At 70.8% G+C, this 15,355-nt stretch carries 9 protein-coding genes; 2 read left to right on the top strand and 7 right to left on the bottom strand.

Annotated elements, in window-relative coordinates; translation table 11 throughout:
- Positions 1–51: 51 nt before the first annotated feature.
- From ACXJKB_RS10875 to ACXJKB_RS10865, 3 genes are read right to left on the bottom strand one after another with little or no spacing between them, the layout of a single operon-like run.
- A complete protein-coding gene (locus tag ACXJKB_RS10875) occupies positions 52–1,221 on the bottom strand; it encodes a DUF58 domain-containing protein (protein ID WP_457188185.1) in 1,170 nt (389 codons plus the stop codon).
- A 20-nt stretch (positions 1,222–1,241) separates the two neighbouring features.
- Complete coding sequence (locus tag ACXJKB_RS10870) at positions 1,242–2,213, bottom strand: AAA family ATPase (RefSeq protein ID WP_457188183.1); 972 nt, start codon at positions 2,211–2,213, stop codon at positions 1,242–1,244.
- A gap of 51 nt (positions 2,214–2,264) precedes the next feature.
- Entirely contained in the window at positions 2,265–8,528 is a 6,264-nt protein-coding gene (locus tag ACXJKB_RS10865; protein ID WP_457188182.1) for an Ig-like domain-containing protein, read from the bottom strand.
- A gap of 176 nt (positions 8,529–8,704) precedes the next feature.
- On the opposite strand from ACXJKB_RS10865, the gene ACXJKB_RS10860 reads away from it, so the two are divergent.
- The gene (locus ACXJKB_RS10860) at positions 8,705–9,874 is read left to right on the top strand and encodes an FHA domain-containing protein (RefSeq protein ID WP_457188180.1); all 1,170 of its coding nucleotides are present in this window, start codon (positions 8,705–8,707) and stop codon (positions 9,872–9,874) included.
- Complete coding sequence (locus ACXJKB_RS10855; protein WP_457188178.1) at positions 9,871–11,334, top strand: serine/threonine-protein kinase; 1,464 nt, start codon at positions 9,871–9,873, stop codon at positions 11,332–11,334. Before ACXJKB_RS10860 ends, ACXJKB_RS10855 begins: the two co-directional genes overlap by 4 nt.
- Before the next feature lie 27 nt (positions 11,335–11,361).
- Here ACXJKB_RS10855 and ACXJKB_RS10850 read toward each other — a convergent pair whose 3' ends face one another.
- The 4 genes from ACXJKB_RS10850 to secY all read right to left on the bottom strand — a co-directional run bounded on the left by ACXJKB_RS10850 (position 11,362) and on the right by secY (position 15,310).
- Positions 11,362–12,393 (bottom strand): TerC family protein, encoded by a 1,032-nt coding sequence (locus ACXJKB_RS10850; protein ID WP_457188176.1) that lies wholly within the window; start codon positions 12,391–12,393, stop codon positions 11,362–11,364.
- 204 nt (positions 12,394–12,597) lie between these two features.
- Positions 12,598–13,422 carry a type I methionyl aminopeptidase gene (map, locus tag ACXJKB_RS10845; RefSeq protein ID WP_457188174.1) on the bottom strand — a complete coding sequence of 275 codons (825 nt, stop codon included), beginning with the start codon at positions 13,420–13,422 and terminating at the stop codon, positions 12,598–12,600.
- A gap of 16 nt (positions 13,423–13,438) precedes the next feature.
- Positions 13,439–14,014, bottom strand: coding sequence for an adenylate kinase (locus ACXJKB_RS10840; protein ID WP_457188172.1), 576 nt, complete (start codon positions 14,012–14,014; stop codon positions 13,439–13,441).
- Positions 14,015–15,310 (bottom strand): preprotein translocase subunit SecY, encoded by a 1,296-nt coding sequence (gene secY / locus ACXJKB_RS10835; protein WP_457188170.1) that lies wholly within the window; start codon positions 15,308–15,310, stop codon positions 14,015–14,017.
- Between the last annotated feature and the right edge of the window lie 45 nt (positions 15,311–15,355).

The following is a 15,355-nucleotide window of genomic DNA, read 5'->3' as shown; positions in this document are numbered from 1 at the left end:
GTCCGGCGGAGGAGCGGGGCGGAGGAGACGGAGAACGTCGTGGGGTGAGTCTCATCGGACGCTCCAGCGCAGGAGACCGCCGAGGTCCTCCTTGGCAGCGAGGTGGAGGACGGGCAGGCCGCCGGTCTCGGTGACGCGACTGTTGCCCTGGGGGTCGACGACGATGCCGTAGCGGCGCACCTCGGGCGGGAAGGCCGCCGAGGAGCGGAGCAGGTCGGTGAACGGCGACTCGCTGCCGCCGATGAAGAACGCGAGGCTCGTGTCGGGAGCCAGCATGCTGGCCTGCCGCCCGGACTCGACGAGGCCGCGGTCGCCGAAGTCGGCGCGGCAGACGGCGTCGAGGGCGAGGTGGCCGTCGGAGCCCGACGAGGCGTGGGTGCCGCACACGAAGGACACGTCGAACTCGTCGAGCACCGCCCGCACCGCGATCGACGCCGCGACGGCCATCGCCGCCTCGAAGTCCTCCGGGTCGGACCACGAGTCGAGCCGGTCGTCGACGACGATCGTGGCGTGGCTGCGGCGGGTGTCGAGGTACTGGCGAACGAGCAGGGAGGACTCGCCGCTCGAGGCCATCACCTTCGCCGACGACCGCCAGTGGATGTGTCGCAGGTCGTCACCGGGGACGTACTCCCGCAGGGCGTGGAACGCCAGGTCGCTCTGGCTGACCGCGTCGGTCGAGACCCCTTCGAGGTCGCGCAGCAGTCCTGCGCCGAGCGACTCGATCGGCAGCAGGTGCGGACGTACGAGCACCTCGCGCACCGGCGTCCAGACCACGTCGCGGGAGAAGATGCCCACCGGGTCGCCACGACGCGTCATCGCCGGGCCGACGGCGATCACGCCGCGCCGCTCGGTGCGGATGGTGAACGACTCCTCGTGAGTGGCCCCGGGCGCGAGCGAGCTGATGCCGTAGCGGTGCACGGCCGATCCGACCGGGACCTCGAGCGTCGTCGGGACCAGGCGCGAGGACGCGCGGTTGACCACCAGGACGCCGGCAGCCACCGACTCCCCCGCCGCCACCCGCTCGGGCTGGAGCCGCAGGTCGACCGACACCGACGTCCGGCCGAGGAGGAACGGCAGCGCGAGCACCATCAGCACCAGGCAGCCCGTGCCCAGCACCGCCAGCTCGCGCCACTGAGCGAGCACGGCGACCAGGAGGGAACCCAGGCCGAGACCGAGGACCAGCCAGCCGATCGGCTTGATGACCTCGAGCGCGTCGTTCAACCGCTGCCGGACCAAGACGGTCAGGCCCCCACGCGGTCGGTCGGCGGCGCGACGGCGTCGAGCAGGCGCGAGATCACCGTCTGCACGTCGACGCCGCTGAACTGCGCCTCGGCGTCGAGCAGCAGGCGGTGCGAGAGCACCGGCTCGGCGAGGTCCTTGATGTCGTCGGGCACCACGTGGTCGCGACCGTCGGCGGCGGCCCACGTCTTCGCCACGCGGACGAGCGCCAGGCAGCCGCGGGGCGACAGACCGAGCTTGACGTGCGGCTGCCGGCGCGACTCCTCGGCGAGCTCGGCGACGTAGCCGACCACGGCCGGGTCGACGTAGACCTCGTCCGCGAGGCCGCTCATCTGCGCGATGGTGGCGGCGGTGATCACCGGGGTGACCAGGGCGGCCCGGTCACGGACCGCCGCGTTGTTGAGCAGCTCGACGGTCGCCTGGCGGTCCGGGTAGCCGACCGAGGTCTTCATCAGGAAGCGGTCGAGCTGGGCCTCCGGCAGCCGGTAGGTGCCGGCCTGCTCGATGGGGTTCTGGGTGGCGATCACCAGGAACGGCTTGCCGACCGGGTGGGCCACGCCGTCGACGGTGACCTGGCCCTCCTCCATGACCTCGAGCAGCGCCGACTGGGTCTTGGGCGAGGCGCGGTTGATCTCGTCGGCCAGCACGATCGTGTGGAAGATCGGGCCCGGGTGGAACTCGAACGTGCCCTTGTGCTGGTCGTAGACGGTGACGCCGGTGACGTCGGAGGGCAGCAGGTCGGGGGTGAACTGGATGCGGGCGTGGCTGCCCTGCACGGTGTTGGCCAGCGCCCGGGCCAGCATCGTCTTGCCGGTGCCGGGGAAGTCCTCGATGAGGATGTGCCCCTCCGACAGCAGGCAGGTCAGCGCGAGCCGGACGACGTGACGCTTGCCGAGGACCGCCTTCTCCATGTTCTCGGTGAGCTGGTCGAAGGTCGACCTGAACCACTCGGCCTGTTCGTGGGAGATGGTCAACGGTGCTCCTGGTGTCGGAATAGCGGTGAGGAAGGGCTTCTGGGACTTCGATCAGGGGAACGTGTACACGAAGCGCTGGTCCGCGTAGTTGAACGAGAACCTGCACGTCCCGGCGACGGTGTCGCCTGAGTTGTAGTAGGCACGCACCTGCCCGTTGAAGTCACCCGAGCCCTGTTCGTCGCGCGTGAACGGGAACTTGTCGAACTCGCAGCGCCAGATGGCCTTCTGCGCGTCGGGCGCGAAGGTGATGCTGAGGTTCGCAAAGGCACACGAGGCAACGTCGCACGGCGCGTCCGGCGGACCGGACCAGCAGTTGTTCTCGAGCACCTCGTCGCCGTCGTTGCACGAGGCTCCCCGCGAGATCCCGATCGTCGGTGGCGGTGGTGGACCCGTGCGGTCCGTGCGGGCGGACCGGTCCTCGCCCCGACCGCCCGGGTCGTCGTCGTACAGGCGCACCGAGATGGTGATGTTCTGGTTGTACTCCGGCGCGGTGTACGTCTTCTGGAAGGAGAAGCGGCCCGGACCGCCGGGACGGAACACCTCGGTGGTGCCGTCGACCTGGACCTCGACGACGCTGGGGTTGCCGTTGCTGGTGCCGGCGATGGTCCATGTCATCGTCTTGCCGTTGATAGATGCCGGACCGACGTCGTCGAGCGCGCCGTCGAGGCGCCCGTAGGACTGGACGTTGAGCATCCCGCTCAGCGTGCACCCGGCTGGGGCGTCCTCGTTGCACACCCTCACCTGCACGGTGTAGGGCGCTTCGTTGCTGGGCACCTGGATCCTGGTGGTGACGGTGCCTGTCTGCTGCACGGCCGGCCTGACCGGTGAGCCGGCGACGAGGATGTCCACCTTGCTCGTGCTCCCGCGCGAGTCCGGCACCGTGTACTGGAGCTGCACCTCTTGACTGGTCCCGGTGGCCGTCGCCGAGATCGCACCCCAGGGTGCCGGGCGACCGACCGCCTCGATGGAAGTGCCGGGACTCGGCTGGGAACGCTTGCCCGGCTGGTCACCGGGCTGGTTCGCCGCGACGACCGTGTAGGTGTAGGTGAGGCCGTCGTAGGGCACGCCGGCGTGGGTGCAGGTCAGCGACGCCAGTCGCTGGCACCCGGAGACCGTCCCGGAGGTCACGCCGTTGGTGTAGCTGACGGTGTAGACCGTCGGCCCGGGGCCCTCGGGCAGCACTCCCTGCCACGCGATCCGGATGTTGGTCTGGTTGGCGCCGGACTCGAGGTCGGTCACCGCCGGGGCCGCCGGCGCCGGCGGCGTGCCGAGCGGCTGCATCGGCCCGGACGTGCGGGGAAGCGAGTAGCCGACCGCGTTCTGGGCCTTGATCGTGAAGACGTACTGCGTGTTGTTGTCCAGGCCCGTGACGGGGAAGGACGTGGTGCCGCCGTCCACGACGACGGGGCCTCCACCGGGCCACGTGATCGTGTAGTCCAGGATCCGGGAGGTGTTGGTGGACGGCTTGTCCCAGGCGACGGTGATCTGGCCGTTGTCGCGGCCGGCCATCCGGATGTTCTGGACCCGACCCGGCTGCGTGTCGGCCCTCGCCGTGCGCGACAGGTTGCTCCACTCGCTGCCGCCCACCCGGTTGAAGGCCTGCACGCGGAAGCTGTAGTTGCCGCCCGTCTTGAGCTTGCGGAAGACGCACTCGTTGGTGTCGCACCGCTGCTTGGTGCCGGACCTCTCCTCGCGCACCATGTAGTACGTCAGCGGCGCCCCGCCGTCGTCGTCGGGCGGCGCCCATCCCATCTTGATGGTGCCGACCTCGTCGGACAGGGGGTAGGGACGCGGCTCACCGGGCGGCGACGGCGTGCCGATCACGCGGAACTGGATCCGGCCCTCGGCGGTGCGCGACGACGGCGGGTCGCCGTCGGACACGTCGCTGACGACCAGCCGGAAGCTCGCGTCCGCACCACGGGTGTCGCGCTCGGCCGTCAGCGTGAGCCGGCTGCCGTTCACGCTGGCCTTCACGCCGGGCGTCCCGGTGTTCTGCACCTGCACGATGGTGGGATCGGGGTTGGCGACGCCGGCCTGGAGGTAGGCGGCCATGTCGTACGTGCGGCTCTGCCCGGCCTCCATGGTCTCGACCCGGATCGGGTTGAGTCGCGGCGGCGGGGCCTGGGCCAGCCGGAAGCGCACCTCCTGCGGGTTGCTCTCGCCGGCACGCACCGTCAGCACGGCCTCGCCGCCCTCCGTGGCGTCCTCCGAGGCGGTGACGGGCACGACGGAGCCCACGGGGCTCCCGACGTCGACACCGTCGACGGCCTGGCTCCACTCGGCGGTGAAGTCGAGGTCGGCGGCGTCGCGGGGGTCGACGGTGAAGACCTTGCAGTACGTCTCGATGTCGAGGTCGTAGCGCTGGCCGGACGAGATCGGGATGACGTTGGAGGGGCACTCGAGCGACGGGACGTCGTCGCCCACCACCACCGGGATCGACAGGATCGCGGTGACGCCGTCCTCGGTCGTCGTGGCGTCCTCGTTGCCGCTGGCGTCGGTGGCGGTCGTGACCTCCACGAGCACCGAGCCCGGTCCGCGGAAGGTCGCCGGGGCCGAGAGCGTGAACTGGTTGTCCCCGTCGGGTCCGACGGTGAGGGACGTGGGCGAGGCGGAGTAGGAGCGGCGGCCGGACGCGAGGCGTACCTTGCCGCCGTCGGGCGCGGCGATGTAGTCGGTCACCTTGCCAGTGGTGCTCTCGCCGGAGTCGAGCTCGATGAGCGACCCGGGCAGGACGTAGGGCAGGCCGTCGCCCGTGGGCGGGATGTAGACCGATGCGACGGCGGTCGCGCCGTCGGCGTCGCGCACCTGGAAGGGCAGCACCTTCGGCGCCTCCCCGCGGTCGGCACGGACCTGCACCCCGTCGACCACCCGGGCCGACGGGTCACCGGAGACGTCGACGACCTCGAGGTCATCGACGTCACCGTCCGGGTCGTAGGCGCCCTCGAGGACGTCGACGACGACGCTCCCGCTGTCGTCGGCCCGGCCGAAGGCGTCGTAGACGATCGGCGGGTTGTCGTAGTCCTCCGCCGTGGTCAGCGTCATCGTCGAGCGGGACTCGTCGATGCCGTTGGTGACCCGGTAGACGAGCACGGTCGGCGCGGCGTCCGCGGAGTCGGGCGCCGGCACCGTCACCAGGTTGGTGTCGGGGTCGAGGCGGGCACCGTCGGGGCCGTCGAGGATCTCGACCTCGACCGAGTCGCCGGCGGCGATGTAGTCGTTGGCCAGCGGGTCGAACGTCGCGGTGCGTCCCGGCTCGACGGTGAGCCGGTCCTCGACCGCCAGCGGCGGCTGGGGCTGGCCAGGCTCGACCACGGCCACCCGGACCGTGCCGGTCGCGAAGGCGCCCTGGGAGTCGACGACGGAGTAGGTGAACTCGTCGGTGCCAACCGTGCGCGGGTAGGCCTCGTACTCGAGGAAGTTGCCGCCGACGGCCTCGATCCGGCCGAGCCGGGGGGCGGAGGTGATGCCCGTGACCGTGACCGGGTCGCCGTTGCGGTCGACGCCCACCCCGGGCACCCGGACCTTCACGGTGTCCCCGGAGACCACCCGGCCCTCGAGGGTCGGCGGCTCGGGCGCGTCGTTCGGGTCGTCGGCGGGCAACACGGTCACCTTGAGGGTGCCGTCGGCGCGCTTGCCCTCGAGGTTCTGCGCGACGTACTTCACCGTGTAGGTGTCGCGCTCCTCGACCTTCTCGGGCGCGACGTAGCGCACCACGCGGCCGGAGACGAAGGCCTTGCCGACGTCGCCGGTGACGTCGATGGGGGCGACCACCGCGAGCTCGCCCGGGGTGTCGGTGCTCGACAGGTCGTTGAGCAGGGTCAGGCGGTCGCCCGCCGGGGACACATCGTTGTCGAGCACGGGGGCCGCGACCGAGCCGCCGGCCCGCACCACGACCTTGTCGGAGACCGTGATCGGGGTGTTGTCCTCCGGCGCCGGACGCTGGGTGACCACCACCTCCCCCCGGACGGCGGAGCTGGTGCCGTTGCTGATCGTGTAGGAGACGGTCTGCGTGGCGGGAGCGAGGTCGGGGCGGGTCGCGGAGATGCGCAGCCACCGCCCGTCGACGATCGCCACGTCCAGCTGGTCGGCGCGGTCCCCGACGGCGCGCTGCACGACCAGCAGGCCGCCCGCCGGGTCGAGGTCGTTGGCCAGCACGTCGACGATGCCGGGGGCCTGCCCGTAGACGGTGAGGGTGTCGGGCATGGCGATCGGCTCGGCGGAGCGCTTGGGGCTCGCCTTGACGTCGACGCGGATCGTGCCCTGGTCGAGCGGGGCGTTGCCGAAGGCCGCGTCGTAGCTGAGGAAGTACGTCCCGGCCCGCTCCCCGGTGAAGGTCAGCTGCCCGGCGTCGAGGTCGGTGACCACCTTGGCGTTGGGCTGCTGGGGCACCTTCCCGCCCAGCGACAGCTCGGCGTCGGTGGCGTTGGGGTCGGACCCCGGCAGGTCGTTGAGCAGTGGCCGGATCTTGATCGGCTTGCCGACCTCACCGCGTACGACGTCGGGCTCGGCCTGCGGTGCGTAGGACTTCTGGTCCTTGGGCGCCTGGACCTGGAAGCTCATCGACTTCGTGACCGGGGCGGAGCGACCGTCGGTCACGGCGAACTCCACGCGCACCAGCTGGGATCCGTCGGCGGGACCGGTCGGGGCAGTGAAGCGGATCCGGCCGTCGGCCGTGGTGCGGGCGGCAGCGCCCGACTCCTCCCCGCCGACGGCCTTCGCCGACTCGAGGAGCAAGGTGTCGCCGTCGCTGTCGTCGCGCCAGTCCCCCAGCACCGGCACGGCGAGCTCACCGCCGTGCGGCACCTTGTAGGTCGGCTTCTTCCACCCCTCCCGCAGGGCGGGTGGCTCGTTCTGCTCGGAGCCGCGCACCGTGACGTCGACGGCCGCGTTGGCCGAGAGGCCGTTGCGCCCGTCGTCGATGAAGTAGTCGAACCGGGCGGGACGACCGTCCTCGGGCATCTCCAGGACCAGCGTCTGGCCGTCGGGGCTGATCTCGACGCGCGCCCCGCCGGACGGCTGGTCCACGTCGACGATGCTCAGCAGGCGACCGTCGGGCGCCGAGTCGTTGTCGAGCGGGTGGAGCACGGTCGTGCGCCCCGCGCGCACGCCGTAGGAGTCGGGCTTGGCACGCGGCGGGCGGCGGTCGGCGTCGGTCTGGTTCTCGTTCTCCTCGTCGTCGTCCTTGTTCTTCTTCTTCGACGTGAAGGCTTCCCAGTTGTCGATGCGGATCGGCTTGTCCTCCTGGACGTCCCAGACGGTGCCGCTGTTGGCGTCGTTCAGGACGATCTCGCCGCGGTTGACCCGGAACGCGAGGCTGGTGGCGTTGCCGCCGAGGTCGTCCTCCATGACGTCCTGCGAGCCGCACTGCACGGCGACGGCGCCCAGGCCGCCGGACCAGGCGCCGTAGGCGCAGGCTCCGAGGCGCACCGGCTCGACGGCGGAGGTGCCGGAGTTGGTGGAGACGGTGGTGACGTCGCCGGACGCGAGGTCGACGCTCAGCAGCCCGTCGGGAGCCCCGACGAGCACGGCGTCGTCGGTCGGCCCCGGCTGCTGGAGCTTGCTGCCGGGCGTGACGGACACGGTGGCGCCGCCGACCACGCTGAGGACCCCGGCGTCGGCGTCGAGGGTGACGATGCGGTCCCCGACCGTGGTGACGTCGGACACCTGGCCCGCGTCGTCCGACAGGTCGCGGGTGCGCGGCTTGCGGAATCCCGCGTCGGTCGGCGCGAGGGTCGTGACGGTGCTCTCCTCGGTGGAGGTCACCACGACCGTGCCCGACTGGCTCACCGTGAGCGCCGCGCCCTCGCCGGCCTCGGCGAGGGGCTCGGCCTGCCGGTCGACGGCGCTGACGACAGGCTTGCCGAGCTCGTCGTCGTAGCGGACGGCCCAGACCTCGCCGGTCTCGGCGTCCGCGGTGGCGAGCGAGCCGCCGGCCATGGCGACGTCGCCGGTGACCGGGATCGCGGCGGAGCCGCCGTCCTGGGCCTCGAGACGACTCGTCTCGATCACCTGCCCGCGGCTGGTGCCGGCGTCGAGGGTCACCACGGCCGCGCCGTCCTGGACCACGTCGAGGCGGGCCTTGCCGTTGTCGCCGGGCACCACGCCGTCGAGCTGGTTGATCGGCTTGTTGAGCCGGCCCGACCAGCCCTTCTTGCCGTTGACCACCCACACGCCGCCGTCGTTGAGCTCGGCCTCGTGCTTCTTGTAGCCGTCGGCGGAGACGGCGTAGACGGCGATGACGGTCGTCGCGACGGCCAGCGCAACGCCGGAGGCGATGCCCGCCCGGTGTCGACGCAGAGCAGTCACACGTGCCACGCCAGTCCCCCTTGGCCCCACGGATGAGGTACGCCCGCCGCACACACCCAGAGAGGAGCGTATGTATGTCGCTGAGGTTCGGACAAGTTTCCGACAAATCGTGACCATGTGCGCCGGACTGGCGTGATGGGTGATGATGGCGGGGTGGGCGTGTACGAGGGGAGCCGACGTTGATCGTGGAAGCGCGGTACGCCAGCGGTGCTGGGGTGCTCGTCGGCAGTGGCGCGCACTGGGTGCTGCTCACCGACCCCGATGACGAGCGGGTGGTCCAGGAGATCTGGGACGCGCTGTCGCTGACGGCGCCGTCCGGGGCCAGCGTCGCCGAGCGCGTGCTGGCCGTCGCCGAGAAGGCGTTCGAGGGCGACCCGCCCGGACTGGCCCTCGTCGACTTCACCTCGGGCGCGTCGACGACGTTGTCCCGCGGCGCCGGTCACGTGCGCCTCGCCGGGCCGGCGCGCGTGCTGAGCCTCGATGGCGGGGCGGACCCCGACGGCCTCGTCACCACCCGGCGCCTCGTGGGTGGGGTGGTCGCCGCCGATCGCGTCGAGCTGACGCCCGTGTCGGCCCGCACCGCCCCCGTCCACCGTTCCGACGCGAGCCCGGCGCCCGCGGCGGCCGCCCTCATCGACGGCATCCCTGACGCCATCCTCGCCGCGAAGGGTCCCGACGGCCCTCCCCCGCGCACCCGCGTACGTCCTCGGGTCGAGGACACCGGTTCGCTCGTCGACACCTCCGAGCCCGACCCGCTGATGATGCAGCGCATCGAGGAGGGGGCCCACACCACGATCCGGCCCCCGACGACGCCGACCACCGCGACGGAGCCCGACGACCACGACGGTGCCACGTCCATGCGTCCGGCCCACCTGGCCCACACCACCGCGCCGACGGTGCTCGCCGTGAGCTGCCCCCTCGGGCACCTGACTCCCCCGGCCTCCCCGCAGTGCCGCGTGTGCCACCAGCGGGTCGCCCCGCAGGAGCCGCGGCGCGTGGACCGGCCGCCCCTCGGCGGTCTCCGCCTCCCCACCGGTGAGGTCGTGCCGCTCGACCGGGGCGTGGTCCTGGGGCGCAAGCCGGTCCCCGCCGAGGGCAGCACCGACTGGCCCCACCTCGTGCACCTGCCGGCCGACCACTCGTTCGTGTCGCGACGCCACCTGCAGATCGAGCTCGACGGCTGGGACGTGGTCGCCCGCGACCTCGACAGCCGCGGCGGCACCACGTTCGCGCCCCCGGGCCGTGATCCGGAGCGCATGCGGCCCGGCGACGCCTACGTGCTCGAGCCGGGCACGGTCCTCGACATGGCCCACGTCTACAGCGTCCGCTACGAGTCGGGGGCGGTCGCCCGGTGAGCGCACCAGCCATCCCGGGGTTCGCGTTCGTCGAGCACCTCGGAAGCGGCGGCTTCGCCGACGTCTTCCTCTACGAGCAGCAGTGGCCGCGCCAGCGCGTCGCGGTCAAGGTCGTACGCCCCGACGTCCCGCTGACCGACCGCGAGAAGTACCTCTTCACCGCCGAGGCCAACGCCATGGCGCGGCTGGCCGACCACCCCTACATCGTCTCGGTCATCACCGCCGGGGTCACGGCCGAGGGCGGCCGCCCGTTCCTCGTGATGCGCTACTGCCCCCCGCCGGACCTCGGCGTGCGGGTGCGCGCCAACCCGATGGCTCCGGTCGACGCGGTCTCCACCGGCATCAAGCTGGCGAGCGCGATCGAGACCGCGCACCGCTCGGGCATCCTGCACCGCGACATCAAGCCGAGCAACGTCCTCGTCACCACCTACCACGAGCCGGCGCTGACCGACTTCGGCATCGCCGGCCACATGGCCGACGTCGAGGGCGACAACGACGTCCGCATCTCCTACCCCTGGTCGCCGCCCGAGCTGCTCGACGGACGGTCCAACGGCTCGGTCGCCTCCGACGTCTACTCCCTCGGCGCGACCATCTGGCACCTGCTCGTGGGGCGGTCGCCGTTCTCCATCCCGTCGGGCGACAACTCCACCCGGGCCCTCAGCGCGCGCATCCTGCACGCCACTCCCCCGGCCACCCAGCGCCCCGACGTCCCACCCGCGCTCGACCGGCTCCTCCAGCAGTGCCTGGCCAAGCGCCCGGAGCACCGGCCCGCCAGCGCCCTCGAGCTCGCTCGCGCGCTCCAGCGCATCGAGTCCGCCGCCGGCTGGGCGCGGACCTCGGTGGCCGTGGAGGGCGACCGGCCCGATGCCTCGGTCAGCCCCTCCGAGGCACCCGGCTCGTCCGGGACCTCCGGGTCGTCGGGGTCGTTCGCGTCGCCCGGCGCGGCGGGACCGGCCGAGGACGCGACGGCGATGAAGCCCGTCACGGTGATCTCGGCGAGCGGTCCGCGGCGCATCGCCGCCCAGGACCCCGCACCTGCGCTGCAGGACGGCGAGGAGGAGCGGGCCGGAGTGCCGGGCCTGGTGTGGGCCGGCATCGGCGCCGCGGTGCTCGCGCTGCTGATCGGCTTCCTCGTCCTCGGCGGCAACGACCGCGAGGAGGATCCGGGCGTCGTCGTTCCGACCGCGTCGCAGACGCCGGCCGACGTGATCCCCGACGTCCTCGTCGAGGCGGTGACGCTCACCGGCAGCCGCACGCCCCGCGGGGTCCTGTTCGAGTGGCGCCCGCCCGTGAGCGTCGAGGCGGGAGACTCGTTCAGCTGGCACCGCGACGACACCGATGAGTACGGCAGCACGTCCCGCAGGCGGCTGCTGGTGCGCACCGACGAGCCGGTGTGCCTCGACGTGCGGATGACCCGCGGATCGGACAACTCACCCAGCGCGAGCCAGTGCGTGTCCTGACCCGCGGGTCCCGACGTCAGGCGGCGGTCAGCCGTCTTCCCAGTCGCGGCGCGGGCCGGTGGCCGCGTCCTGCTCCTCGTCGGACATCCGGCTCGAGGCCCACAGCGACAGCGCCGCGGTGATCGCCAGCGTGGCGACGATGACCACGAGCGAGAGCCAGATCGGGATCTCCAGCCACGCGTAGTCGAGGGGCTCGCCACCGTTGATGAACGGCAGCTCGTTCTCGTGCAGCGCGTGGAAGAACAGCTTGACGCCGATGAAGGCCAGCAGGAACGCGAGGCCGTAGGAGAGGTAGATCAGGCGCTGGAGCAGGCCACCGATGAGGAAGTAGAGCTGGCGCAGGCCCATCAACGCGAAGATGTTGGCCGTGAGCACCAGGTAGGGCTCCTTGGTGATGCCGAAGATCGCGGGGATCGAGTCGAGGGCGAACAGCAGGTCCGTCGTGCCGAGCGTGAGGATCACGATGAACATCGGCGTGATCATCTTCTTGGCGTTGTCACCGCTGACCAGGAGCTTCTTGCCGTGCCACTCCGACGTGGCCGGGAAGCGCCGCTCGACGAACGCGACGAGCTTGTTCTCCTCGAACTCGTCGTCCTCGTCCTCGGCGCCCTCCTTGGCGAGCTTGAAGGCGGTGTAGATCAGGAAGATGCCGAACAGGTAGAAGACCCAGCTGAACTGCTCGATCGCCGCGGCGCCGACTCCGATGAAGATCGCGCGCATGATCAGCGCCATCACGATGCCGATCATCAGGGCGTACTGCTGCAGCTCCTTGGGCACGGCGAACTTCGCCATGATGATGATGAAGATGAAGAGGTTGTCGATGGACAGGGAGTACTCCACCAACCACCCGGAGAAGAACTCCAGGCCGTGCTGGTGGTCCCAGACGACCCACACACCGATGCCGAAGAGGATGGCCAGCCCGACGTAGATCGAGAGGTAGGTCGCACACTCCTTCATGCTCGGCTCGTGCGGCCTGCGGCCGACGATGACCAGGTCGAAGGTGAAGATCACGATCGTGACGGCGAAGGTCGCGATCCAGACCCAGGTGGGTACGTCCACGCTGTTGCTCCTTGGGATGAGGCGAGATCGGGGTCCGCGCAGCGCACGGACGCCAGAGGTCTCTTCCGCTCGCGCTGATTCGGCGAACCAGTGGCACCGGGCGCCGCTCGCGCGGACGCCGTACTGACGACACCACTGTCAGGGAATACTCCCCTCCAACCGCGTCAGTCTGTCACGCGTCGCGGGGTGGGCGTGAAATCGAGGTCAGCGTCCGCCGAATGGGACGCCGAGGGCGTCGAGGCGGGCCCGGCCGCCGTCGACGGCCGTGAGCACCCAGGCGCCCTGCGGGGTCACCGTGAAGGTGTGCTCGAAGTGCGCGGCGAAGGACCCGTCGACGGTCGCGACGGTCCACTCGTCCTCGAGCAGGTCGGTGTGCTTGCTGCCCAGCGTGACCATCGGCTCGACCGCGAGCGCGAGCCCTTCGACGATCGCGGGTCCGCGGCCGCGCCGGCCGACGTTGGGCACGTTGGGCGGCATGTGCATCTCGGTGCCGATGCCGTGGCCCGTGTAGTCCTCGAGGATGCCGTAGCGGCCCTGGGCGCGGACGTGCGTCTCCACGGCGTGGCTGATGTCGCCCACCCGACCGCCGAGACGGGCGGCTGCCATGCCGCGCCACAGCGACTCCTCGGTCACCCGCAGCAGCTCGACGACGTCGTCGGCGACCTCGCCGACGGGGACCGTGATCGCGGCGTCGCCGTGCCAGCCCTCGACGATGGCGCCGCAGTCGATCGAGATGACGTCACCCTCGGCGAGCGCGCGCTCACCCGGGATGCCGTGCACCACCTCGTCGTTGACCGAGGCGCAGATCGTCGCCGGGAACGGCGGGTGGCTGTAGCCCTTGAACGACGGCACGCCCCCGTGGTCGCGGATGTTGGTCTCCGCGATGGTGTCGAGCTCCAGGGTGGTCACCCCCGGCCGGACGGCAGCGCGGAGCAGGTCGAGGGTCTCCCCCACGAGCAGCCCGGCGACACGCATCAGGTCGATCTGCTCGGGGGTCTTGATCTCGATCCCGCGGTCCCGGAACCCCATGGGCCTGTGCCGACCGTCAGCTCTGCGGGACGACGTCGAGGGCGTCGAAGATGCGGGTCGTCACGTCGTCGACCTCACCCATCCCGTCGACCTCGACCAGGATCCCGCGCTCGCGGTAGACCCCGATCAGCGGCTCGGTCTGCTCGGCGTAGACCTCCTGGCGGCGCCGGATGACGTCCTCGGTGTCGTCGGCGCGACCGTCGGTCTGGGCACGCTGCAGCAGGCGCTGGACGAGCTCCTCCGGGTCGACCGTGAGCACGACGACCGCGTCGAGCCGGTGGCCGGTGAACGCGATCATCCCGTCGAGCTCGGTGACCTGGGCCAGGGTGCGGGGGTAGCCGTCGAGCAGGAAGCCCGGCTCGGCGTCCGCCTCGTCGATGCGGTTGCGCACCATCAGGTTGGTGACCTCGTCGGGGACGTACTCCCCGGCGTCCATGAAGCGCTTCGCCTCGACGCCCAGGGGTGTGCCCTGGGAGACGTTGGCGCGGAAGATGTCACCGGTCGAGATCGCCGGGATGCCGAAGTGCTCGGCCACGAAGCGGGCCTGCGTGCCCTTGCCCGCACCCGGCGGGCCCATGAGGATCAGTCTCATCTACTTCAGGAATCCTTCGTAGTTGCGCTGCTGGAGCTGGCTCTCGATCTGCTTCACCGTGTCGAGTGCCACGCCGACCATGATGAGGATCGAGGTGCCGCCGAACGGGAAGTTCTGGTTGGCGTCGATCATCGCGAAGGCGACGAGCGGGACCAACGAGATCGCACCGAGGTAGAGCGCTCCAGGGAACGTGATGCGGGACAGGACGTAGGACAGGTAGTCCTCGGTCGGCTTGCCCGCCCGGATCCCGGGGATGAAGCCGCCGTACTTCTTCATGTTGTCCGCCACCTCGACAGGGTTGAAGGTGATCGAGACGTAGAAGTACGTGAAGAAGATGATCAGCAGGAAGTACGTCGCCATGTAGAGCGGGTGGTCGCCGCCGACGAGGTAGGTGCCGATGAAATCGAGCACTGGGTTCTGGCTCTCGGGGTTGAACTGCACCGCCATAGCCGGGAGGTAGAGCAGCGACGAGGCGAAGATGACCGGGATGATGCCGGCCTGGTTGACCTTGAGCGGGATGTAGGTCGAGTTGCCACCGAACATCTTGCGGCCGACCATGCGGCGGGCGTACTGCACCGGGATGCGGCGCTGGGCCTGCTCGATGAAGATGACGCCGGCCACGAGGAGGAGGCCGATCACCATCACGATGCCGAAGGTGACCCAGCCCTGGGACGTCTGCACGCTCCACAGGGCCGCCGGGAAGGTCGCGACGACCTGGGTGAAGATGAGGATCGACATGCCGTTGCCGATGCCACGGTCGGTGATGAGCTCACCGAGCCACATGATGACCGCGGTGCCCGCCGTCATCGTGATGACCATGACCAGGAACGTCGAGGTGCCGTCGTCGTGCAGCAGGTCGCGCGTGCAGCCCTGCAGCAGGGCGCCGCTGCGCGCGAGGGCGACGATGCCGGTCGCCTGCAGCACGGCCAGTCCCAGGGTCAGGTAGCGCGTGTACTGGGTGATCTTCGTCTGACCGGCCTGCCCCTCCTTCTTCAGCGCCTCGAGCCGTGGGATCACCACGACGAGCAGCTGCAGGATGATGGAGGCCGTGATGTACGGCATGATCCCCAGCGCGAAGATGGTGAGCTGGAGCAGCGCACCACCCGAGAAGAGGTTGATCAGGCTGTAGAGGCCACCCTCTTCGAGCTGGTTGATGCACGCCTGGACATTGGCGACGTGCACACCTGGGGTGGGCACCTGCGAGCCGAGTCGGAAGATCGTGACGATCAGCAGGACGAAGAGCAGCTTGCGCCGCAGGTCCGGAGTCCGGAAAGCGTTGGCGAACGCGCCTAGCACTGGTTCCTCTTTCGTATGGGTGCCCGACCAGGATCGGCGGGCGGA

This window comes from Nocardioides sp. P5_E3 (assembly GCF_054049275.1).
Note: the sequence above shows the minus strand (reverse complement) of the source record. Positions and strands in the feature narration are given on the sequence as shown.